We start from the raw sequence: 23302 nt of genomic DNA, 5'->3' as shown, positions 1-23302 counted from the left end.
TCGAAATGACAAAAAATGCGATAAAACAAAAATACAAACCTAATCCACCTTCTTAAAAACAGCCAATTTCCCAGAAGGATTTGACAAAATCAACTGATTATTACCTATAGAATAAGTAGTTGTGCTTTGCAGCGCTTTTGTAAACTCACTTTCTTTATTTCCTTGAGGACAAGCCATAAGAGTCGAAAGAACTCTTGTAAATCGCAGTATATCTTTTTCATAAAAAATTTGTCCGCTTATAGCATTACAGCCGCCATAGCCCGAAAATCTATTTTCCGTTGAGTTAATTTCGATTCTAGGCATTTCTTTTTGAAAATCAGAAGCAAAAACTTTATAACCATTTAGTTCTTCCAAAACCCAAATATCATACAGTCGATAATCTGTAATATATTTTCCGCATCCACTGAGTTTTTTAAATTCTAATTCAGAGTTATTCTTGATTTCGACTTTTACATTATAAGGAGAAATCGCTCCAGACATAGAATCCTGACAATCTAACTGTTGAATCGTAATAATTCCAGAAACATTATCATTGCTTACCTTATACATTTTCACATTGGCATCCATAGCCCTGATTGCATCAACTGCAGGAAAAGTGATACTCTCTTTACCCGGAATTAGTGAAGTAAAAACAATATTATCATTTCCTATTTTAACTCCCCAAAATGGCTCATTTCCAGTTGCTTTAAAATAATAGTTCAAATCGTCCTGATTTACTCCTTGTTGAGCAGTTTCTTTTGTCTCTGAATTTTTGCCTGCTGAAGTTTTACAGCTCACCATCAAAGACAGTAAAAGCAAAAGTGGTATTATTTTTTTCATAATATCTCTATTTGGAATGTGCTTTTTACTAAAACACCTATAAAATTCTTATGAATTTACGACTTTTTTTTGAAATCGCTATTTAGAATCTTTTCAAATTTGAAATAATTGACAATCTTTAAATTTACCAAAAACCTAGACTACGTAATACATTACGGTAAAATACGTAGCAAACAAAATCTATATCTACTTAAAAAATAAATATTTTACGTATTTAAATAAGTATAAATACTTATATTTGCGTAGTAATACTTAATTAAAAAAATCATGATTAGAGTAATAGTAGTTGGAAACGGCATGGTTGGTTATAAATTTTGTGAAAAATTCATTGCAAAATCAGGACAGGAAAAGTATCAAATCACTGTATTTGGTGAAGAACCAAGGCGCGCTTACGATCGCGTTCACTTAAGTGAATACTTTGGAGGAAAAACAGCTGATGATTTATCTTTATCGACAAGCAATTGGTACACAGAAAACAATATTATTCTCAATACATCAGAGTTAATTACAGATATTAATCGTACCGAAAAAACAATACATACACATTTAGAAAAAACACATACGTACGACTACTTAGTTTTAGCTACAGGTTCATCAGCCTTTGTTCCTCCAATTGACGGAGTTGAAAAGGAAGGTGTTTTTGTATACAGAACCATCGAAGATCTTGATGCGATTATGGCTTACGCCAAAAAAATAAAAATAAAAGGCGCAACCGAAGCGGCAGTTTTAGGAGGTGGCTTATTAGGTCTTGAAGCAGCAAAAGCCGTTAGAGATTTGGGACTGAATCCGCATGTGGTGGAATTTGCTCCGCGTTTGATGCCAAGGCAATTAGATCAAGGCGCAAGCGATATGCTTCAATCTAAAATTGAAGAATTAAACATTGGAATTCATCTTAACAAAGCAACACAATATATCGACGGAAAAGAAAGTATAACCGGAATGATGTTTGCCAACGATGAATTACTAAAAGTAGACATGTTGGTTATTTCTGCAGGAATTAAACCTCGCGACGAATTGGCTAGAATTTCAGGACTTGAAGTCGGCGTGAGAGGTGGAATTGTAGTAAACAATCAAATGCAGACATCAGATCCTTCTATTTATGCGATTGGAGAAGCGGCGCTTTACAATCAAAACATTTACGGACTTGTTGCTCCAGGTTACGAAATGGCCGATGTTGCCGCCGAGCAAATCTTAAATGGAGATAAAACCATGAGAGAAACCATCGATATGTCAACACAATTAAAATTAATTGGTGTTGAAGTGGCGAGTTTTGGTGATCCTTTTATCGAAAATGAAAATGTAACAGCCATTATTTATGAAAATAAACTAAGCGGTGTTTACAAAAGAATCAACGTTACCAAAGATTCTAAAACGCTTTTAGGCGGCATTTTAGTTGGAGATTCAAGTGATTATAATTCGCTCTTCCAGATTTACAGCAACGCAATGGCATTACCAAAAAATCCAGAAGATTTGATTTTAGGTACTCGCGATGGCTCTGAAGGCTCAAGTTTAGGAAGTGTTATGGATTTGCCAGATACAGCCGTAATTTGTTCTTGCGAAAATGTAACGAAAGGCGCGATCTGCTGTAAAATTTTAGATGAAAGCTGCACTACATTTTCTGATGTTGTAAAAGCAACCAAAGCAACTTCTGGCTGTGGAGGTTGTAAACCAATGGTTTCCGATTTGGTAAAAGCCACTCAAAAATCTTTAGGAAAAGAAGTAAAAGAAGTCATTTGCGAACATTTTAATTATAATCGTCAAGAATTATTCGATTTGGTAAAAATAAATAAATATGAGAATTTTTACGATGTTTTAGATCACCACGGAAAAGGCGACGGCTGCGAAATTTGCAAACCAGTTGTAGCATCAATTTTTTCAAGTATTTACAATGATACAGCAAATAAACACGTAACCACTCAAGATACAAACGATAGATTTTTGGCTAACATTCAACGAAACGGAACTTATTCTGTTGTGCCAAGAGTTGCCGGCGGTGAAATCACTGCTGAAAAATTAATTGTGATTGGCGAAGTCGCAAAACAATTCGATTTATACACTAAAATTACCGGAGCTCAAAGAGTCGATTTATTTGGAGCTCATTTAAGTGATTTGCCTAAAATCTGGAAAATCTTAATTGATAATGGTTTTGAAAGCGGTCATGCCTACGGAAAATCACTTCGTGCCGTAAAAAGCTGTGTTGGAAACGCTTGGTGCCGCTACGGAATGGACGACAGCGCTGGATTTGCCATCGAACTTGAAAACAGATACAAAGGAATTCGTTCTCCGCATAAACTAAAAGGCGGTGTTTCAGCCTGCATTCGCGAATGCGCCGAAGCCCGAGGAAAAGATTTCGGTTTAATCGCGGTTGAAGACGGATGGAATTTATACATCGCTGGAAATGGCGGTGCAAACCCAAAACACGCCGTTTTATTAGCTGAAAAAATCGATAAAGAAACAGTAATCAAATACATGGATAGATTTTTAATGTATTACATCAGAACTGCCGGTCCGCTGATTCGAACATCAACTTGGTTAGAAAAATTAGATGGCGGTTTAGAATATTTGAAAGAAGTAATTATTGAAGACAGTTTAGGAATCTGTGAAACTTTAGAAACTGAAATGCAAGCTTTAGTAAACACTTTTGAATGTGAATGGAAACAAGTTCTAGAAAAACCAAGATTATTAAAACGTTTCAATCACTTTATAAACTCAGAAGAAAAAGACGACAATGCTGTTTTTGTTCCGCTAAGAGATCAAAAAATGCCAAAAGCTTGGTTGTAAATTCAAGACATAAATTTTTAAACACATAGAGACATAGATTTTAAAAACTTAATAAAGGCGTTTAACTTGCATAAACACGTATAGCTATGTGTTAGAAACTAGTTTCTTTTAATTTTCTATTTCTCAAACAAAAAGCAAAAAAATCTATGTTTCTATGTGTTTAAAATAAAAGCCACAGATTAAAGGATTAGAAAGATTAAAAAAAGAATTAGCGTCTTTACGCCTTTGTGGCAAAACACCATAAAGCTCCAAAAAAAAGAAAAAATCATTAAACGTTTGCTGTCCTTCTTACCCTCTTTTTTACTGCGCCATCAAACTCTCTTGATTGTAAAAAGAGGGCTAAGAAACAGGAAATCAAAACTCAATCAAAATGGAAGAAATCTTAAATCAATACGAAACAGTTCATGCGAGCGATGCAACAATTTGGTTCAAAGCAGGTAAAGTAGAAGATTTTCCAACCAATCGCGGCGGCTGTATTAAATACAAAAACAAACAGATTGCGATTTTTAATTTTGCCCGTCGAAACGAATGGTACGCTTGTCAAAACGCCTGCCCTCACAAAATGGAAATGGTACTTTCAAGAGGAATGACAGGTTCTGCCGATGATATCCCGAAAATCGCCTGCCCAATGCATAAAAAAACATTTTCATTAGTTGATGGCTCGAATCTAAACGGCGAAGAATATAGCATTGCAACTTACCCAATTAAGATTGTCGAAAATGAAGTTTTCGTTGGATTTGCAGACTAATTTATATGCCACAGATTAAAATAATTAAAATTGTTTGCCACGAATTTCACAAATTACACTAATTTAATTCGTGGAGATTCGTGAAATTCGTGGCAAAAAAAAAATACACAAGATTAAATCCAAAAAATCCTTTAATCTGTGGCAAAAAAACATAAACAATAATTCGTGCTAATTCGTGAAATTCGTGGCGAAAAAAAACTTAATTACGTATCTTTGAAATCTATTATTAAACCAAAAAATGACTACACCTTTTCAAAAAGCAAGCGAATGGATTGATGCTGAAAACGCACAGGATCCAAACATCGAAACTCACCAAAACAAAGAATATCCAAAAGAATTATTGTATTCAAACAGGATGTACGAAAGATTGATGCAGTTCGAACCAAATGCATCTGAAGAAATTCAAATTGCGTCAAAAGCACAACACATCTGCCGATGGAAAGTTGCCCGCGAATCGTACCCAATGGATCGCGTTGGTTATTTGAAATGGAGAGAAGAACTTAAAAAATTCCATGCAAAAACAACTGCCGAAATTCTAGTAAAAGCAGGCTACGATGAAACTTTTATAGATCGCGTTTCATTTTTAATAGAGAAAAAATTACTTAAAAAAGATCACGAAACACAATTATTAGAAGATGTTATCTGTCTTGTGTTTTTAGAATATTACTTAGATCCTTTTGTTCATAAACACGATGAAGAAAAACTAAAAAACATCATCAAAAAAACCTGGGATAAAATGTCGGATAAAGGACATCAGGAAGCCTTAAAAATCAACTATTCTGAAGAAAATCTCAATCTTATAAAAGCATCTTTAGGATTGTAAACTGACTTTATGAAGAAAAGCAATCAGGAAGAAGACAAAATCACTTTCAAAAATTTACGACGACTGTATTTTTTTGCGCTTCTTACTATTGCGGTAACTATAATTATCAGTCAGATTTTAGTGCAATACAATCTGAATCAGCAATTAAGCGATTCTAAAATCATAAACTTTTCAGGAAAACAACGAATGCTGAGTCAGAAAATCGTAAAAGAAGTTCTGATTCTGCAGTATGTTTCTGAAAACGCTTCTGCAAAACAAATTTCGCATTTAAATGACGTTTTATCACTTTGGAAAAAAAACCAAAATGCACTCCAAAACGGAAGTGACAGCTTAGCCTTTCCAAAAGAAAAATCAGAAACACTTTCTAAATTATATCTTGAAATCAATCCGATTTTCAATAAAATTGCAAATACAACTGATTCTTTTTTATTGAATTTAAAACAGAAAAAGCAAGCAGCCGAAAATCAAAAATTAGTAACTATAATTTTAGAAAACGAAGGCATTTTTCTTTCTAAAATGAATCAGATTGTAAGTCAATACGATCTCGAAGCGCACGAAAAAGTAACCGAACAACGCCGAATTGAATACTGGATTTTCGGGTTTACACTTTTGGTATTGCTTTTAGAGTTTCTTTTCATTTTTAGACCAACCAATAAAAAAATTGAACGATTAATTGCCAAACTTTTATCTTCTGAAAAGAAAGCGTTAAAACTCGCATACGATACTGAAATACTAAGCGAAATCAAGGAAAATTCGGTTAAAGAATTAAAGTCGCTTAATTATGCAATGGAAAACACATTGCTCTATTGCCGAATTGCACCTGATGGTTCAATCATACATATTGGCGAAAAATTTGCTAAACTACTGAATTACACCAAGTTTTTATCCAACAAGAAGTTTTCTGAAGTTTTAACAGCAGACGAAAAAGAACAAATCAACTTTGATCGACTGATATTCGAAAAACAACGAAGCGGCTGGCAAGGCGAAATTAAAATTGTTACCAAAGAAAATGTTGAGATTTGGCTTGACCTTTCGATGGTTCCCGTTATGATTAAAAAAGACGAATTAGAACTTTTAATTGTCTGTTTTAACATTACCGAGCGCAAAAAAGCACAACGCGAGGTCGAACGTTTGAATCTTGAAAACAGCACTGAAAAAATCAATCAGCAAAAGATTATCTCAAGCAAAATCGTCGAAAACCAAGAAAACGAGCAAAACCGAATCGCCAAAGAAATTCATGACGGAATTGGTCAAATGCTGACTGGTTTAAAGTTTAGCTTAGAAAGTATCAATTTAGATGACAGAGAAAAATCAGAACAAAAAATTGAGTATCTAAAGAAACTTTCACTAGACATTATAAAAGGCGTCCGTACAGCAACTTTCAATTTAATGCCTCCTGAATTAAGTGATCACGGCATTGTTTCATCCTTGGCAAAACTTACGCAGGAACTTTCAAAACTAACAGGAAAAGAAATTCTTTTCTACAACAAAACCGATTTCAATCAACGATTAGATTCTTTAATCGAAATCAATATTTATCGCCTAACTCAAGAAGCTATAAACAACGCCATAAAATATGCCGAATCGTCCCATATCATTGTTCAACTTTCTCACAGTGAAACTTTGTTAAGCATTATAATTGACGATAACGGAAAAGGTTTCGACATCAATGCTGTCGACAAAAAACGCAACAGCGAATCTGGAATGGGTTTGTTGTTTATGAAAGAAAGAATCCAATACATTAATGGGCGTGTTTTCATCAAATCAATTCTTGGCGAAGGAACAAGGATTACCTTTAATATTCCGATTCTCAAATGAGAAAATTAGTCAATTAGATAATTATATAATTTACCCAAACGTCGAACTCCTACTTGTCAGGCTGAGCGAAGTCGAAACCCTGCAAAGTAAATCGACAAAATCATTATCTAATTACCACATTTACTAATTATCTAATTATCAAGGCGATCCAGTATTAGAAAAAGTGGGCAATTTAACTTTGTCTATATGCGCCCACTTTCCCTAATACTGTCGGGCTATCCGCGCTACTTCGGTAGCTTGCTCCTATCCCTCTCGCGGGTAAACGCTTTCAAAAAATATTTTGCTTTTAATTAAACTTAAAATAAATCAATTGCCTCCAGCTTTAGCTGGTGGAATACAGACAAGTATAAAAAAGGGCTTTAGCCAAATACATACACATTCGGCTAAAGCCCTTTCTCATATCTACAAAAACCTCCGACTAAAGTTGGAGGCAATTGAAAGCCAAACTTTGTCAAAGTCGATTATCAAATTCTAGATAAGCTTGTCAGGCTGAGCGAAGTCGAAGCCCAAGCAATCTTAATCGACAATTTTACAGCGCAACGTACGTAAGCTTCGACTTCGCTCAGCCTGACAATTGTATAATTTAGAATTTCCAACATTAGAAATTTTAATGTTAGAATTTAAAATCTAAAAAATTACGTATATTAGCGTCTTCTTTATAGATGAATATACGTAAAAAATCAAGAATCTAATTTAAGTAAACTATGAGTAATATCATTCGTGTAGTGCTGGCAGACGACCATGTTTTTGTAAGAGATGGAATTAAATCTTTACTTGAAAATGAAGCAAACATTGAAGTCGTTGGCGAAGCAATTGATGGAGCTGATGCACTTGATGTTGTTGCCGAAAGCAAACCAGACTTACTTATAGTAGATATTCGTATGCCAAATTTAACGGGCATCGAGGTAGTAGAAAAACTTAGAAGCGAAAATAACAATGTAAAAATTATTATGCTTTCTATGCATGAATCTGAAGAATATGTATTGAAATCTATAAAAGCTGGTGCCGATGGTTATTTGCTAAAAGGTTCAAGTAAAGAAGAATTCTTGAAAGCCTTACACACAGTGGCTGCCGGCGGAAAATATTTTAGTGGTGATATTTCTTCTATTCTAATAAGCCAGCTTACAAATTCGTCAACATCACTAGAACCTAAACAAAATCTAAGTGAAGAAATGATGATTACTAAAAGAGAAAAAGAAATTCTGACTCTTTTATTATCCGGAAAAGGAAACAAAGAAATTGCCGAAGCGCTTGATATCAGCAAACGTACTGCTGAAGTACACCGTTTTAATCTAATGAAAAAATTGAAAGTTAAAAACTTAATGGAACTTTCTAACAAAGCTGCTGAATATTCTTTGATTTAAAAAAATACGTATTAATACGTATTTATTTTCCAAAAACTGCGTTTTAGCATCTTTTAACTAAGTTATAGTACTTATTTTTACATAAAAATATAAGTGCTATGAAAACTACAAACTCATTATCTCAATCACACAAAATTTTATTTTTGAACACATTGGCTTTTACTGTGTGTTTTGCCTGCTGGACATTAAACGGGGTTTTAGTAACCTTTTTGGTCGATAACGGAATTTTTCATTGGAGCGTTGTTCAAGTTGGATGGCTCTTGGGAATTCCAATTTTAACAGGCTCAATTATGCGCTTACCAATTGGTATGCTCACAGATAAATTTGGAGGGAAATATATCTTTTCACTTTTATTGCTGCTTAGCTCAATTCCGCTGTTTCTCCTGCCCTATGCTGACAGTTTTTTTATGTTTGCTTTACTCAGTTTCTTATTTGGAATGGTAGGAACTAGTTTTGCTGTAGGAATAGGATATACTTCAATCTGGTATCCAAAAGAATGGCAGGGACGCGCTTTAGGAATCTTCGGAATGGGAAATGCGGGAGCTGCAATTACCACATTTTTAGCGCCTTCGCTATTAAATCATTTCTCTTTAGAGGATCCGCAAAATGGCTGGAAAATACTTCCAATTATCTATGCTTTTTCCCTTGTTTTAATTGGAATTGCTTTTTTAATTTTTGCTAAAAATAAAAAAATTGAGAACCATACAAAAAGCGTTCGTCAAATGCTTGGTTCGCTAAAATCAGCTAGAGTTTGGCGATTTGGAGCTTACTACTTTTTAGTTTTTGGCTGCTTTGTTGCGTACTCTCAATGGCTGCTGCCCAATTTTATGAACGTTTACCAAACCAGCTTGGTTATGGGCGGATTATTTGCCACAATGTTTAGTCTTCCTTCTGGTGTAATAAGGGCTTTTGGAGGTTATTTATCAGATAAATTTGGTGCGCGAAAAGTTATGTATTGGGTTTTAAGTTCTTCTGTTATTTTAAGTGCTCTATTAATGGTTCCGAAAATGGAAATCACTACTACAGGTCCCGGCCTTCTTGCAACAAAAAAAGGAACAGTAACTTCTATTGCAAAAGACAACATTAAAATAGGTGAAACAGAATTTAATATTGCGCAAAAACAAGAAAACAATTCTGAAAATACAATTCTCCCAACTCGAACATCTTGGCAGCAAGTTGTTGTCGCACAGAACCAAACCGTAAAGAAAAAGGAACTGCTGGCAAAAGGAATTACTGTAATAAAATTCGATGCTAATATGTGGGTATTCTTAATTTTAGTAATTTTAATTGGAATTTCTTGGGGAATTGGCAAAGCAGCAGTTTACAAACATATCCCAGAATATTTCCCTACAGAGGTTGGTGTTGTTGGAGGTATGGTTGGAATGATTGGGGGTTTGGGCGGCTTTTTAGGTCCAATCATCTTTGGATACTTGCTGACCGCAACAGGAATTTGGTCAAGTTCATGGATTTTTATTTTACTATTCTCGACCATTTGTCTCGTTTGGATGCATTATACCGTAACTAAAATCATGAACGAAAAACAACTGGCTTTGGCAAAAGTAATAGACAGAAAATAAGCGTATTAAAAGTTTAAAAATAATTATCAAATATGATTAATATCACTAAAAGTAAAATCATTATAAGATAAATTTGTCTTTTATTAAACCATCATAGATATGAAAAAAACTAGAATAATTCTATCCTTACTTTTTCTAGGATTTGGTGCTGCCATGCAAGCACAAGAATTTGATGCCAACTTACAATTAAGACCACGTTTCGAATATCGAAACGGATACAAAACTTTATTACCAGAAGGTCAAGAAGGAACTTCGCAAATCTCGCAGCGTTCCCGTTTAAATTTAAATTTTAAGCAAGATGATTTGATTGTTAAATTAACTCTTCAAAACATTAGAACCTGGGGCGATGTACCAACCACAACCACCGCAGATAAAAATGGAGTTGCCGTTTTTGAGGCTTGGGCACAATACAACTTCACCGAAAAATGGAGCGCAAGAGTTGGGCGCCAAGTACTCTCTTATGACAATCAGCGTATAATGGGTGAAATCGATTGGTTACAACAAGGACAAAGTCACGATGCAGTACTGGTTACTTTCCGCCCAAAAAACCAGCAGCTTGATATGGGATTTGCTTTCAACTCAAATGCCGAAAATATAGTGCAAACTCCATACACTGTCGCCAACTACAAAGCTATACAATATGCTTGGTACCACACATCGTTCAGTAATTTAGGCATGAGTTTATTAGCCCTAAATACTGGATATGAATATGCCAATGCCGACGCAAAATTATTGGTAGATTACAAACAGACTTTTGGAACGTATTTAACCTATAAAACGGGTAAATTAGATACTAATTTCTGGTTATATGGACAAACTGGTAAAAGTACAGACAAGCAGGTAAGTGCATGGAATGCCGCTGGTTATTTAGGATACAACATTTCTGATGCCTTTAAAGCTGGTTTAGGTTATGAATTTTTATCTGGAAAAGATACAAATGACGGCAGTACAGTAATTAAATCGTTCAATCCAATATTTGGAACCAATCATGCTTTTAATGGTTATATGGATTATTTTTATGTTGGAAATCACCAAAACAGCGTTGGTTTGCAAGATGCCTACTTAAAACTAAGTTATAATGTCAAAAAATGGCAGTTTGCGTTAATGCCGCACGTATTTTTATCTGCCGCAGATGTTGTGACTCCAACAAATGAAAAACTTGATTCTTACTTAGGAACTGAGGTCGATTTTACTGCAGGCTACAATTTCAAAAAAGACATTACACTAACTGGAGGTTATTCTCAAATGTTTGGTTCAAAAACTTTAGAGTTCTTGAAAAACGGAGATGCAGGTCATACTAACAATTGGGCTTGGTTAATGATTTCTGTAAATCCTAGGATTTTTAGCTGGAAGAAATAGTTTTTTTCTAAAAATTAATATTAAAAACCCCCTCTTTTAAATAAAGAAAAAGGGGATTTTTTTTGCGTACATTTGAGTACATTATTCCCAAAATAAAAGATTTTCAATGAAACTCATAGCTTGGAATTGCAACATGGCATTCAGAAAAAAAGCAAAATTCATTCTGACTCATAACCCTGATATTGTCATAATTTCTGAGTGTGAAAATCCTGAAAAATTAAAATTCTCAAATGAAGTACAAACACCAAATGACATTCTTTGGTACGGTACAAATCCGAATAAAGGACTTGGCGTTCTCTCCTACAGCAATTATCACTTTCAATTATTAAATTGTCATAATCCGGACTTCAAAAATATCTTACCGATAGCGATTACGGGCGGAAAAGTTGATTTTACCTTATTTGCTATTTGGGCAAATAATCCCGCAGATAAAGATGGCGCATACATATCGCAAGTTTGGAAAGCGATTAATTATTATGAAGATCTTATCAAAGAGACCAAAACAATTTTAATTGGCGATTTCAACAGCAATACCATTTGGGACAAACCGCGTCGTAAAGGGAATCATACGACAGTCGTAAATAAATTAGCCGATAAAAATATTTTTAGCACCTATCATAAATATTTTAATCAGATTCAAGGTCAAGAACAACATCCAACTTTATATCTTTATAAGCACGAAAACAAACCTTATCATATAGATTATTGTTTTGCTTCAAATGATTTTATGGAAGTTTTAGAAAGTGTTGAAGTCGGAAATTACAAAGATTGGACTTTACACAGTGATCATAAACCTTTAATAATTAATTTTAATTTATAAATAATGAACAACTGGACCCAAAGATGGGATGACCGCTACAGCAACGAAGAATTTGCATATGGCGAAGAACCCAACAATTACTTAAAAGAACAAATTCAAAAATTAAAACCCAGCACTATTCTTTTTCCTGCCGAAGGCGAAGGACGAAATGCCATTTTTGCTGCAAAATTGGGTTGGAACGTTTCCGCTTTTGATATTAGTGAAGAAGGAAAAAATAAAGCTTTAAAACTTGCTGAAGCCAACAATGTTTCGATTGATTATCAAGTTGGCGAATTAGAAACGCTAAATTTCAAAGAAGAACAATTTGATGTAATTGCCTTGATTTATGCTCATTTCCCTGCAGAAATTAAATCCGAAATTCACAAACAGCTTGATAAACTATTACGCAAAGACGGTATTATTATTTTTGAAGCTTTCAGCAAAAAGCATTTAGAATATCTTGCAATAAATGATAAAGTTGGCGGACCAAAAGATATTGAATCTCTATTTTCTATAGAAGAAATAAAAAGTGATTTTCCGAATTATGAAATCATCGAATTAGAAGAAAAAGAAATCGAATTAAACGAAGGTTTATTCCATAACGGAACGGGTTCTGTAATTCGATTTATTGGTAGGAAAAAATAAATTATTCGAAGTAGAGACGTACCCAGATGCGTCTCTACAAAAACACCCTTTTTATGCTTAAAAAGACTTTAAGAATATTCCTCATATCGGCTGCCTTCCTGGCAATTACAATTACGTTTTTACTAAGTGGCTTCAATCCTATTTATAAAAATGAAAAGTTTGTTGATCTAACAGAAAAAATAAATGAAGCAAAGAAAGAAAATCTCAAAACATTTACTGGTATCTATGAAAAGATAAATACAAAAATGAAAGAAGAAAAATGTCCTTGTGATCGAGCTACAGATTATATTCCTGTATACAGACATGGATATTCATTTACAAAATCACTTTATAAACTTAAATTACAGAGAGAATTTACACAGACGGATTGCTATAAATATCTTCTTCTAAATACTGATTTTAAACACGTCTATGCTGACTCTACCTACAAAACTTTCGGTGTAAAAGAAGCTTCAATGTTCTATTTCAATAAAAACATAGGACAACTTAATGAAGAAGAAATTTTGACTTTAATTGCAATGTTAAAAAATCCAAGTCTTTATGATCCAATACGAAATAAAAAAGTAGTTCGTAATAGAGTTCTACTCTTGAAACGTATATTACATAGCCAAGCAAAAAGTAAATATTAATACGTAGAATTACGTAATAAGATTAAACAGAAAAATATTTATGTTCCATAATTTCAGAGCGTAATTTTGAAACTTCCAAAATCCCAATTCGTTTTCCAACCGTTTTTATTAAAGCTTCTTTTTTAAGACTTGAAATAACCCTAATTGCTTGTTCTTCGGTCGTTCCTGCAAAATCGGCAATTTCTTTGCGAGAAAGATCAATATCAATTAAATCATTGATTTGTCCGAATTTACGATGAATATAAAGCAATAAATCAACCACACGTTCACGAACATTCATATGCGCAATTTTACGAATGTTGTTTTCACTTTTATTCAATTCATCAGCATAAAACAACATTAAAGCATAGGTAAGTTCTGGAATATGCTGTAAAATTTCCAGCATCGTTTCATTGCTAAAATTACACAAAACAGTATCTTCCAAGGCATAAGCACCAATTAAATACTTTTTCCCAGTTCCAAATCCGCGAAAACCAATAATATCTCCACTTTTCGTTAAGCGTACAATTTGCTCACGTCCGTTAATTCCCGTTTTTACTGTTTTCGCTTTTCCTTTGCAAATAAAATAAAGTCCTTGTAAAGAAGAACCTTCCACAATAAATTGATCTGATTTTTTGCAGACTATATTCTGTTTCTTAGAAACATAAGTATTCATTTGCTCTAAATGGAGATGTTTCTTGATAAAGCAATTTTCATTGGCACAAGAATAACAAAGGGTTTGTTCTTCTTTCATGAGTCCTAATTTTTATTGGATTAAAAACTAATTTGTTGCTGCTCATTTTATTGCATCAAAAATAAAAAAATAAATCTAAAAAATAAGTATTTATACGTAAAAATACTTATTTTTGTATAAGTGATTTATCTAAGTCACTACAGATTCAGGAAATAGTATCTAAAAAAAGAACTGTAATGCAAAATACCAAAATCAAAACTACCTGTTCTTATTGCGGCGTTGGCTGCGGCATAATCGTAACCAACGATGCTAAAAACGGCGTTATGGTTGAGGGTGACAAAGATCATCCGGTAAATAAAGGAATGTTGTGTTCTAAAGGAATGAATCTGCATTACGTAGTCAATGATACTTCTGACCGAATTTTATATCCTGAAATGCGAGGCAGTAAATCTTATCCGCTCGAGCGTGTAAGCTGGGATACAGCTCTAGATCGCGCTGCGGCAGTTTTTTCTTCTTTTATAAAAAAACACGGACCAGACAGTGTAGGGTTTTATATTTCGGGACAATGTTTAACTGAGGAATATTACTTAGTAAATAAATTGGTAAAAGGTTTCTTGAAAACCAATAATATCGATACCAATTCACGACTCTGCATGAGTTCTGCCGTTGTGGGTTATAAAAAGACTTTCGGAGAAGATTCTGTACCAATTGCGTATGATGATATTGAATTGGCTGATACTTTTTTAATTACAGGCGCAAATCCCGCTTGGTGTCACCCTATTCTATTTAGACGGCTTGAAAAACATAAAGAAAAAAATCCAAAAACGAAGATAATAGTAATTGACCCTAGGCGAACTGATACAGCCGCTTTCGCCGATTTGCATTTACAAATTCTTCCAGGTTCTGACATTATTTTGTATCATGCTATTGCCAGACGCATAATTGAAAAAGGTCATGTTGACCATGATTTTGTCAAAAACAATGCTGAAAATTTCAAACAATATAAAGATTTAGTATTAAGTACGTCGCTTGAAAAAGCATCAAAACTATGCGGAATATCAGTAAACGATATTAAACTCGCCGCAGATATTATTGGAAAGGCTAAAGGATTTATTTCACTTTGGGCAATGGGACTAAATCAAAGTGCTGTTGGCGTTGACAAAAATACGGCTTTACTGAATCTATCTTTATTAACAGGACAAGTTGGGAAACCAGGTTCTGGTCCATTTTCATTAACGGGTCAGCCGAATGCTATGGGCGGACGTGAAGTGGGCGGAATGGCAACACTTTTGGCAGCGCATAAAGACATTGCAAATCCTACACATCGCAAAGAAGTGGCTGACTTTTGGGGCGTTGACGAGATTTCAGATAAACCGGGGTTAACGGCAACAGAAATGTTTGAAGCTTTAGAATCAGGAAAAATGAAGGCTGTTTGGATTATTTGTACAAATCCTTTAGTTAGTTTGCCAGATTCCCGTCGAATCGAAAAAGCACTTCAAAACGCTAAGTTTGTAGTAGTTCAAGATATTTCGCATAATGCTGATACAGCAAAATTTGCCGATTTGCTTTTGCCTGCTGCCGGCTGGTTAGAGAAAGATGGAACAATGACCAATTCTGAACGCCGAATTTCTTATCTGCCAAAAGGAATTAATGCGCCGGGAGAAGCACTTCCTGATATTGAAATTTTAATTCGTTTTGCTAAAAAAATGAATTTCCATGGTTTCGATTTCAATAACGCCGAAGAAATTTACAAAGAGCATTGTGCACTTACCAAAGGTACTAATATTGATATTTCATTTTTAAATTATAATCGTTTAAAAACCGAAGGCACTTTTCAATGGCCGGTTCCAGATTACGGACATCCGGGAACGCCTAGATTATTTACAGATAAAAAATTCTATACGCCTTCTGGAAAGGCAATTTTTAACCTGCCAGTTTCAATCGAAAACACATCGGTACAGCCCAATTCCGAATTTCCTTTTATTTTAACTACGGGACGAATTCGCGATCAATGGCACACTATGACCAAAACAGGAAAAGTTTCGAGATTATTAACCCATATTCCAAGTCCGGTTTTAGAGATAAATCCAATTGATGCCTTTAAAAATGAAATTAAAAATGGCGATATTATTACCGTTACAAGCAAAAATGGCGAAGTTCGCGTAAAAGCAAAAGTGACCGATTCTATTAAAGAAAAGGTACTTTTTCTTCCAATGCATTGGGGAAAACAACTTGAAAATGATTTGAATAGAACAAACAATTTAACGAATACCGTTGTAGATCCCATTTCAAAAGAACCTGATTTTAAATACACGACCGTTTCGATTAAAAAATATGTAAAACCTTTTCAGAAAATTGCTATTGTTGGTGCTGGTGCAGCTTCATTCCGATTCATTCAAAATTATCGTGAATTCAATACCACTGATGAAATTATTGTTTTTTCGAATGAAATAAATCCGTTTTACAATCGTGTTTTGTTACCCGAATACATGACAGGAGAATTCACTTGGGAACAACTTTTAAAGGTTAAAGACGGCGAAGCATTAAACAAGCTGAATATTACCATGAAAGCGGGAATTTCTATTGAAAAAATAGACTCCAATACAAAAACTATAAAAGATAGTTTGGGCGAAATACACACTTTCGATTCTTTGATTTTAGCAACTGGAAGTCGCCCTTTTATTCCAGAAAATGCGCAACTGCACCTTCCGGGACGATTTACCGTAAGAAGAAAAGAAGATGCTGACCGTTTAAAAAAACATCTTGACAGCACCAATCTTCCGCCGGAAGAACAGCATGTTGTTATTATTGGCGGAGGTTTATTAGGATTGGAATTGGCTGCTGCTTTAAAACATAAAAAAGTAAAAACTACTATAATTCAGAGAGCTTCGCGTTTAATGGAACGTCAGCTGGATCGAATTTCGAGCAAATTATTGGCCGAAGAAGTACAGCTTCGTGATATTCAGATTTATTTTGATAATGAAGTCAGCACCGTTTTTGAAACGGATAATGAAAACGAAATTGAAATTGCCTTAAAAAGCGGTAAAATTATAACTGCAAATGCAATTGTTTATACGATTGGAACAATTCCGAATATCGAAATTGCGAGAGAAGGTGGTCTTGCCTGCGGGCGCGGCGTAAAAGTCAATCAATATTTACAAACTTCGAATCCTGATATTTTTGCCATTGGAGAAATAGCAGAATTCAATAATAAATTATTCGGAATTACTTCTGCCGCCGAAGAACAAGCGGATATTCTGGCAAACTTTTTAGCGGGCGATATCAGCAGTTATTATAAAGGTTCGATTTTAATGAATATTTTAAAATTAGAAGATATAAATCTGTGCAGCATCGGAGATATTACAATTCCAGAAAACGATGATTCGTATGAAGAAATTGTTTTTACTGATTTGAAAAAACGTTATTACAAAAAATGCATTGTAAAAGATGATCTCTTAGTTGGTGCAATTTTAATGGGAGATAAGAATGAATTTGCCGAATTCAAAACGATGATTGAAAGCAAAATCGAATTATCAGACAAGCGAAATATGCTTTTAAGAGGAAGCTCTACTGCAAAACCTGTATTAGGAAAATTAGTTTGTTCCTGCAGTCAGGTTGGTGCCGGAAACATTGAAGAAACAATCAAAAGAGGTGTAAACGATTTTACTGATTTATGCAAAAACACTGGTGCAGGATTAGGATGCGGAAGCTGTAAAACGGAGGTTAAAGAGATATTGGCGAAATGTAAAGTTTAAAAAAATGTTTCAAGTTGCTTACCGTTTGTCATTTCGAGGAACGAGAAATCACACAAGAAACTCCGCAAAGTACAAACTAGTCTTTGTCGAAATAAGAGTGTGATTTCTCCTTATGTCGAAATGACAAGATTGCGGTCAAATTTGAAACTTGAAACGTGAAACCTAAAACAACGTGATGTCACCCTGAGCGAAGTCGAAGGGCTACACGTGAAAGGCTTCGACTTCGCTCAGCCTGACAAGCTCGAGAAAAACTTGAAACGTGAAACAAATAAAACTATGGAGTTAACAAGATTAATAGTAAAAGGAGGCGTTATCTCACCGGGAGAATTGCTAGAAGTAGTAAATATTGCTTTAGATGAAGGTCTGGATTCTATTTCTTTTGGTTCGAGACAGGATATTATTTTTCCTAAGGGTTTTAAATCTTTAGACAAAACCACTTTGGGAAAACATCATTTTGTTTATCCAGATCAAAAAAGCGGCAACAATATTGTTTCTTCTTATGTTTCGACGGATATTTTTAGAAATACCAATTGGCTGACAGGAAATCGTTTTTTGTATGTTTTAGAAGAATTTAAAGAACAACCCAAACTAAAAGTAAACATTACAGATCCAAAACAACAGTTGGTTCCTTTATTTACAGGACATTTAAACTTTATAGCTTCAGAACATGAAGATTATTGGTATCTATATATCAGACTTCCAAAATGGGAAAAGATGGAAGTTTATCCTGTCTTGATTTATACTTGGGATTTAGCGAAAACCTATTATGAAATCGAGAAAATTACAGATGAAACAACACTTGACATCGAAATGCTTTTTACGCTGATAAGCGAAGCTTTAGACACTAATAATCGAACAATCGACAAACCTTTAAATATTCCGTTTTATCCTTTTCCTTATTACGAAGGAATGAATCGAATGGGAATCGATCAATACTGGCTTGGGCTTTATTGGCGAAATAATTTATACGATTTAGATTTCCTGAAAGAAATGTGCGATTTGTGTTTTGAATGCAAAATCGGTAAAATATGTATAACACCTTGGAAATCTTTCATCATAAAAGGAATTCCGAAGGACCGAAAATTAGAATGGGAAAAATTCTTAGGCAAAAGAGGGATTAATGTTCGTCATTCCTTATTAGAATTAAATTGGCATCTGCCTGTTGCTATGGAATGGGCATTGAACTTGAAAACGTTTTTAGTTCGTACGCTTGATCAATTTGACATTAGTACATATGGACTTAATTTTGGTATTTCAGAATACAATCGCGACGGGCATTATTTTACTTCGATTGTTATCGAAAAAAATGAACTTCCAGCAGCTTTAGAATCCATTAAAATCAGAGATACCTACAATGTTTTGTTTGCGAAGAATTTTGATCCGAATACACGAGAATATATCGTTCACTCTCAGGATATCGACAAACTTGAGCTGCCAACTATTCTAATCGAATTAAGCCGAAAATATTTCGATGAACTCGGAAACGCAACAGCTGAAACCACTGAAAACCTGCAGAAAAAGGAAAAACCACAATTGGATATTTACCAATGTCAAGAATGTCTAACACTTTATAAACCGGAATATGGAGATGAAAGTCAAGGCATTCCAAAAGGAATTTTGTTTACAGATTTAGGCGAGGATTATTGCTGTTCTTTGTGTGAATCACCGAAAAGCAATTTTAAAATTTTAGAGATTGTAACAAATTAGTATCTTCTCAAGTATTAATAGAATCTATTAGCTTCGTTAGTTCACTAGCGTTCCTGCCGTGCTATCCGATATATCATATGTGAATCCATATAGTTATTGGGAGCAGGACAATAAAACATCCCTTTCTTCAGAGTTAGAGCATTTGTTTTCACTTGAATTTATTAGAAATATTTCAAGTTTCCCAATTCACAATTACCGATTCATAATTCAGAAATACATCTCATTTTTTCATGTAGAATTGTTAAGAGATTCTGGTTAAAAATTCCGATAAAAAAAACAAACAATTCACTTTCAACTACTTAATATTAATTTTTATAAGAAAACTTAACATTGAGTAACTTGTTTTATAATTATCTTTACTTAACTGTGAATTAACAATTTAGTTACATTGCTAACAATAACTTTACCTAAAAGCGCATTTAATATGGAAAACAAACCCGAAGAAAGTACCCCGGAAAAAATCGATTCTGTAAAACCTGAAGCTGTTAAACCAGTTACAGAAAACGCAAAACCAGAAAATACTCCTGTTAAGAAAGCACCTGTCCGCAAAGCTGCACCTGCAAAAACGACAGCAGCAAAACCAACTGCGACAAAACCAACTGCGACAAAAGCAACTGTGGCAAAACCTGTTGCATCAAAGCCTACAACAACCAAGGCTCCTGCTGCTTCTGTTACAAAAGCTGCCGCAACACCTACAGCAAAAGCACCTGCTAAAGCAGTTGTAAAATCGGTGGCAGCAACTACGCCAAAACCGGCTGTACGAAAAGCACCAGCAAAAAAAGTATTAACTCCTGCAGTAAAACCAGAAGAAAAAACGGCAATTGCTGCAACACCAATTACTGAACCTAAAAAAGAGAATACTAACCAAGCAGTTAAAACTGAAAAAGATAAAGCTGCTAAAAAAGCCAAAAAAGTGAAAGATAAAGAAAAGGAAAAAGAGAAAAAGAAAGCAGCTAAGAAAAAAGAAAAAGCGAAGAAAGATAAAAAGAAAGAGAAAGCTAAAAAAGCAAAATTAAAAGCGAAAGCCAAGAAAAAAGAAAAAGCTAAAAAAGCGAAAGAAAAAGCGAAAGCTAAAAAAATTGCAAAAAAGAAAGCGAAGTCTCAAAAAAAGGCAAAAGCTAAAAAGAAGAAATAATTATTGAGAAAGGTTTGACTTTAAAAAAGTTGAACCTTTTTTTATTTCTGAGCTCTTACACTTAGTTTGTCATTTCGAGGAACGAGAAATCTTCGCAAGTAATTCTGTAAAGAAGATTGCCAATTTTTGTCGATTTACGAGTGCGATTTCTCGTTCCTCGAAATGACAAGATTAGGCAAAAAAAGCTTCGACTTCGCTCGGCCTGACAATTCACAATTCACAATTAAACTATCCGCCAATTGCAATCATACTGCGATTGTCAAAATGTTTAGCTGGATCATTCATTTCGTCAATTGTCGCCATTCCTGCTCTGACTTTCTTTTTACTTTGGATAGCTGCTGCAATTAAATTCATAATTGATTCTCCATTTCTAATAGGAGTCAATAAATCGGTTTCCGAATTTGAAAAAAGACAATTTTTTATTTTTCCGTCAGCAGTTAAACGGATTCGGTTGCAGCTATCACAAAACGGGTTTGTAATCGAACTTATAATTCCGAAATCGCCTTGAAAATCTTTTATTTTATAATTTCTTGATGTGAAGTTTTTCTCGTCTTCTAATTTTTGAATTTGATCGGAAGAAAAAGTATTTCCAACCAACGATAATATCTCATTTTGTGAAACCATTTTACTTCTGTCCCACTCGTTTCCTGCAAAAGGCATAAACTCAATGAAGCGTACAGAAATTGGCAGAAACTGTGTTAATTTCACAAAATCAACAATTTCATTATCATTAAAACCTTTCATTAAAACCACATTTACTTTTACCTGAAAATCATTATTTAAAAGTAAATGGAGGTTATCAATAACTTTCTCAAACTGATTTCTGAGTGTTACAGCATGAAATTTAGACGAAATCAAAGTATCTAAACTCAAATTGATCTTTTTGATTTTAAATTGCTTTAAAACGGCAATATGACGGTCGATTAAAATTCCATTTGTCGTAATAGAAAGCGAAATATCTAAAGATGCCAATTTTGAAACAATTTCTGGAAAATCTTTTCGTAGAAGTGGTTCTCCTCCGGTTAATCTAATTTTATCAACACCATTTTTTACGAAAGTTTCGGCGATGCTAAAAATCTCTTCAGCAGTCATTAAACTCGCTTTTGGAGAAAGTGCAATTCCGTCGGCTGGCATGCAGTATGTACAACGCAGATTGCATTTTTCCAACAGCGAAATACGCAGATAATTGTGTCTGCGTCCAAAACCATCCGTCAAAATAGTGTTAGAGGCTGTCATGATTTTTTCCTTTTAAAATGTGAAAAACGTGCATTACATGTGGAAACACTGCATCCATCGATTCTCTAGCTCCGTTTGTAGAGCCCGGTAAAGCCAAAACTAAGCTTTTGCCCAAAGTTCCTGCAACAGTTCTAGACAACATTGCATAAGGCATTCTTTGCTGTCCGTAATCACGAATGGCTTCTTCAATTCCTGGAATTCTGCTTTCTAATATTGGCAACAAAGCTTCTGGTGTTACATCTCTCGGTGATAATCCTGTTCCGCCCGTAAAAATTACCAGCTGATTTTCTTTTGTGTAAGCTTTTGTTCTTTCCTGAATAATATCTAATTCGTCAGGAATAATTTCATAATGTGCTGTTTCAACTCCGTATGAATCTAATTTTTCTACAATTATTTTTCCAGAACGATCTTCTTTATCGCCTGCAAAAATCGAATCAGAACAAACAAAAACAGCCGCTTTTATAGCGTTTGGAAATTTATTTTTGAAAGAGGATTTTCCACCTTCTTTAGTAATCAATTTAATAGTTGAAATCTCGATTTCTTTATCAATTGGTTTCAGCATATCGTACATCGTCAATGCTACGATTGATGCGCCGTGCATGGCTTCAACCTCAACTCCGGTTTTGTAAACAGTTTTTACATTGAAGATAATCTGAATTTCTAATCCTTCAATTTTATATTCTACCGAAGTAAATTCAATTGGAATCGGATGACAATCTGGAATGGATAAATGGGTGTTTTTTACCGCAAATAATCCAGCTGTTTTTGCCATTTCGAGAACATTTCCTTTTGGCACAAGATTATTTACCACAGCATCAATTGTTTCTTGTTTACTGACTTTTACAATTGCCGTTGCTGTTGCTTTTCGTAATGTGCTTATTTTATGCGTAATATCTACCATTAACTATTTTGTTTCCAAGTGAATGTATCGTTTTCAAACATTTCTTTACCAAAAATTGGCACATCAGTTTTTATCCAGTTTACTATGGCTTCTGTGGCTTCATAAACTTGTTTGCGTCGTGTTGCTGAAACAAACACAAACAAACAGATTTCGCCCGCTTTTACAACACCTAAACTGTGATAAATGTGCATGCAGGTTAAGTCGAATTTAGCAAAAGCCTTCTCGCGAATTGTGTGCAATGCCTCATTTGCCATATCGGTATATGCGGAATAATCAATCGCAACAACTGTATTATCGTGAATTACATCGGCACGAACTTGTCCTAAAAAAATATTGTGTGCGCCAATTGTATGTTTCGATTGGTGTTTTGCGATTGACTCAGCAATAAATTCAGGAGAAATTGGTCCTTCTACAAATACATTTTTACTCATTTTTTATATGTTTTTTTTATAGCTGCGAATTACACTAATTTTCACTAATTAAATTCTATAGTAAAGAAAGTTAGCCGCAATATTGTCATTTCGACGTAGGAG

General features: G+C 34.3%; 19 protein-coding genes. 13 read left to right on the top strand and 6 right to left on the bottom strand.

Annotated elements, in window-relative coordinates; translation table 11 throughout:
- Positions 1–39: 39 nt before the first annotated feature.
- On the bottom strand, positions 40–819 hold the full coding sequence (locus tag B0A75_RS02705) for an META domain-containing protein (RefSeq protein ID WP_089052760.1): 780 nt from the start codon (positions 817–819) through the stop codon (positions 40–42).
- A gap of 267 nt (positions 820–1086) precedes the next feature.
- Here B0A75_RS02705 and nirB point away from each other — a divergent pair, with 267 nt between their 5' ends.
- From nirB to B0A75_RS02655, 10 genes are all read left to right on the top strand, one after another.
- Positions 1087–3600: a nitrite reductase large subunit NirB gene (gene nirB, locus B0A75_RS02700; RefSeq protein WP_089052759.1), complete on the top strand. Its 2514-nt coding sequence runs from the start codon at positions 1087–1089 to the stop codon at positions 3598–3600.
- A gap of 370 nt (positions 3601–3970) precedes the next feature.
- Positions 3971–4348: a nitrite reductase small subunit NirD gene (gene nirD, locus B0A75_RS02695; protein ID WP_089052758.1), complete on the top strand. Its 378-nt coding sequence runs from the start codon at positions 3971–3973 to the stop codon at positions 4346–4348.
- 238 nt (positions 4349–4586) lie between these two features.
- A complete protein-coding gene (locus B0A75_RS02690; protein ID WP_089052757.1) occupies positions 4587–5171 on the top strand; it encodes a DUF4202 domain-containing protein in 585 nt (194 codons plus the stop codon).
- 9 nt (positions 5172–5180) lie between these two features.
- Positions 5181–6989: a PAS domain-containing sensor histidine kinase gene (locus B0A75_RS02685; RefSeq protein WP_089052756.1), complete on the top strand. Its 1809-nt coding sequence runs from the start codon at positions 5181–5183 to the stop codon at positions 6987–6989.
- Between the two features lie 704 nt (positions 6990–7693).
- Complete coding sequence (locus B0A75_RS02680; protein ID WP_089052755.1) at positions 7694–8353, top strand: response regulator transcription factor; 660 nt, start codon at positions 7694–7696, stop codon at positions 8351–8353.
- 98 nt (positions 8354–8451) lie between these two features.
- On the top strand, positions 8452–9930 hold the full coding sequence (locus B0A75_RS02675) for an MFS transporter (protein ID WP_089052754.1): 1479 nt from the start codon (positions 8452–8454) through the stop codon (positions 9928–9930).
- 99 nt (positions 9931–10029) lie between these two features.
- The gene (locus B0A75_RS02670; RefSeq protein WP_089052753.1) at positions 10030–11289 is read left to right on the top strand and encodes an alginate export family protein; all 1260 of its coding nucleotides are present in this window, start codon (positions 10030–10032) and stop codon (positions 11287–11289) included.
- A gap of 106 nt (positions 11290–11395) precedes the next feature.
- Positions 11396–12109: an exonuclease/endonuclease/phosphatase family protein gene (locus tag B0A75_RS02665; RefSeq protein WP_089052752.1), complete on the top strand. Its 714-nt coding sequence runs from the start codon at positions 11396–11398 to the stop codon at positions 12107–12109.
- A gap of 3 nt (positions 12110–12112) precedes the next feature.
- A complete protein-coding gene (locus tag B0A75_RS02660) occupies positions 12113–12733 on the top strand; it encodes a class I SAM-dependent methyltransferase (RefSeq protein ID WP_089052751.1) in 621 nt (206 codons plus the stop codon).
- Between the two features lie 53 nt (positions 12734–12786).
- Positions 12787–13362: a transglycosylase domain-containing protein gene (locus tag B0A75_RS02655; protein ID WP_165765077.1), complete on the top strand. Its 576-nt coding sequence runs from the start codon at positions 12787–12789 to the stop codon at positions 13360–13362.
- Between the two features lie 22 nt (positions 13363–13384).
- Here B0A75_RS02655 and B0A75_RS02650 read toward each other — a convergent pair whose 3' ends face one another.
- Positions 13385–14095, bottom strand: coding sequence for a Crp/Fnr family transcriptional regulator (locus tag B0A75_RS02650; RefSeq protein WP_089052749.1), 711 nt, complete (start codon positions 14093–14095; stop codon positions 13385–13387).
- A gap of 176 nt (positions 14096–14271) precedes the next feature.
- Between B0A75_RS02650 and B0A75_RS02645 the strand changes: the two genes are divergently transcribed.
- Both B0A75_RS02645 and B0A75_RS02640 read left to right on the top strand, forming a co-directional pair.
- Positions 14272–17790 (top strand): nitrate reductase, encoded by a 3519-nt coding sequence (locus B0A75_RS02645; RefSeq protein ID WP_089052748.1) that lies wholly within the window; start codon positions 14272–14274, stop codon positions 17788–17790.
- 276 nt (positions 17791–18066) lie between these two features.
- On the top strand, positions 18067–19497 hold the full coding sequence (locus B0A75_RS02640; protein WP_089052747.1) for a rubredoxin: 1431 nt from the start codon (positions 18067–18069) through the stop codon (positions 19495–19497).
- A gap of 360 nt (positions 19498–19857) precedes the next feature.
- Here B0A75_RS02640 and B0A75_RS20660 read toward each other — a convergent pair whose 3' ends face one another.
- Positions 19858–20406, bottom strand: a complete 549-nt coding sequence (locus B0A75_RS20660) for a hypothetical protein (protein WP_244284333.1) — start codon at positions 20404–20406, stop codon at positions 19858–19860.
- Between the two features lie 4 nt (positions 20407–20410).
- Between B0A75_RS20660 and B0A75_RS20655 the strand changes: the two genes are divergently transcribed.
- Entirely contained in the window at positions 20411–20632 is a 222-nt protein-coding gene (locus tag B0A75_RS20655; protein WP_233207029.1) for a hypothetical protein, read from the top strand.
- Between the two features lie 228 nt (positions 20633–20860).
- Here B0A75_RS20655 and moaA read toward each other — a convergent pair whose 3' ends face one another.
- The 3 genes from moaA to B0A75_RS02620 are packed head-to-tail and all read right to left on the bottom strand — an operon-like array spanning position 20861 to position 23200.
- The gene (moaA, locus tag B0A75_RS02630) at positions 20861–21868 is read right to left on the bottom strand and encodes a GTP 3',8-cyclase MoaA (RefSeq protein WP_089052745.1); all 1008 of its coding nucleotides are present in this window, start codon (positions 21866–21868) and stop codon (positions 20861–20863) included.
- A complete protein-coding gene (gene moaCB, locus B0A75_RS02625; protein ID WP_089052744.1) occupies positions 21855–22769 on the bottom strand; it encodes a bifunctional molybdenum cofactor biosynthesis protein MoaC/MoaB in 915 nt (304 codons plus the stop codon). Before moaCB ends, moaA begins: the two co-directional genes overlap by 14 nt.
- Positions 22769–23200 carry a molybdenum cofactor biosynthesis protein MoaE gene (locus B0A75_RS02620; protein WP_089052743.1) on the bottom strand — a complete coding sequence of 144 codons (432 nt, stop codon included), beginning with the start codon at positions 23198–23200 and terminating at the stop codon, positions 22769–22771. The genes moaCB and B0A75_RS02620 overlap by 1 nt, the downstream gene beginning before the upstream one ends.
- Positions 23201–23302: the final 102 nt, after the last annotated feature.

This window comes from Flavobacterium oncorhynchi (assembly GCF_002217355.1).
In the GTDB taxonomy this organism is placed as follows: domain Bacteria; phylum Bacteroidota; class Bacteroidia; order Flavobacteriales; family Flavobacteriaceae; genus Flavobacterium; species Flavobacterium oncorhynchi.
This window is presented reverse-complemented; position numbering and strand designations above follow the sequence as displayed.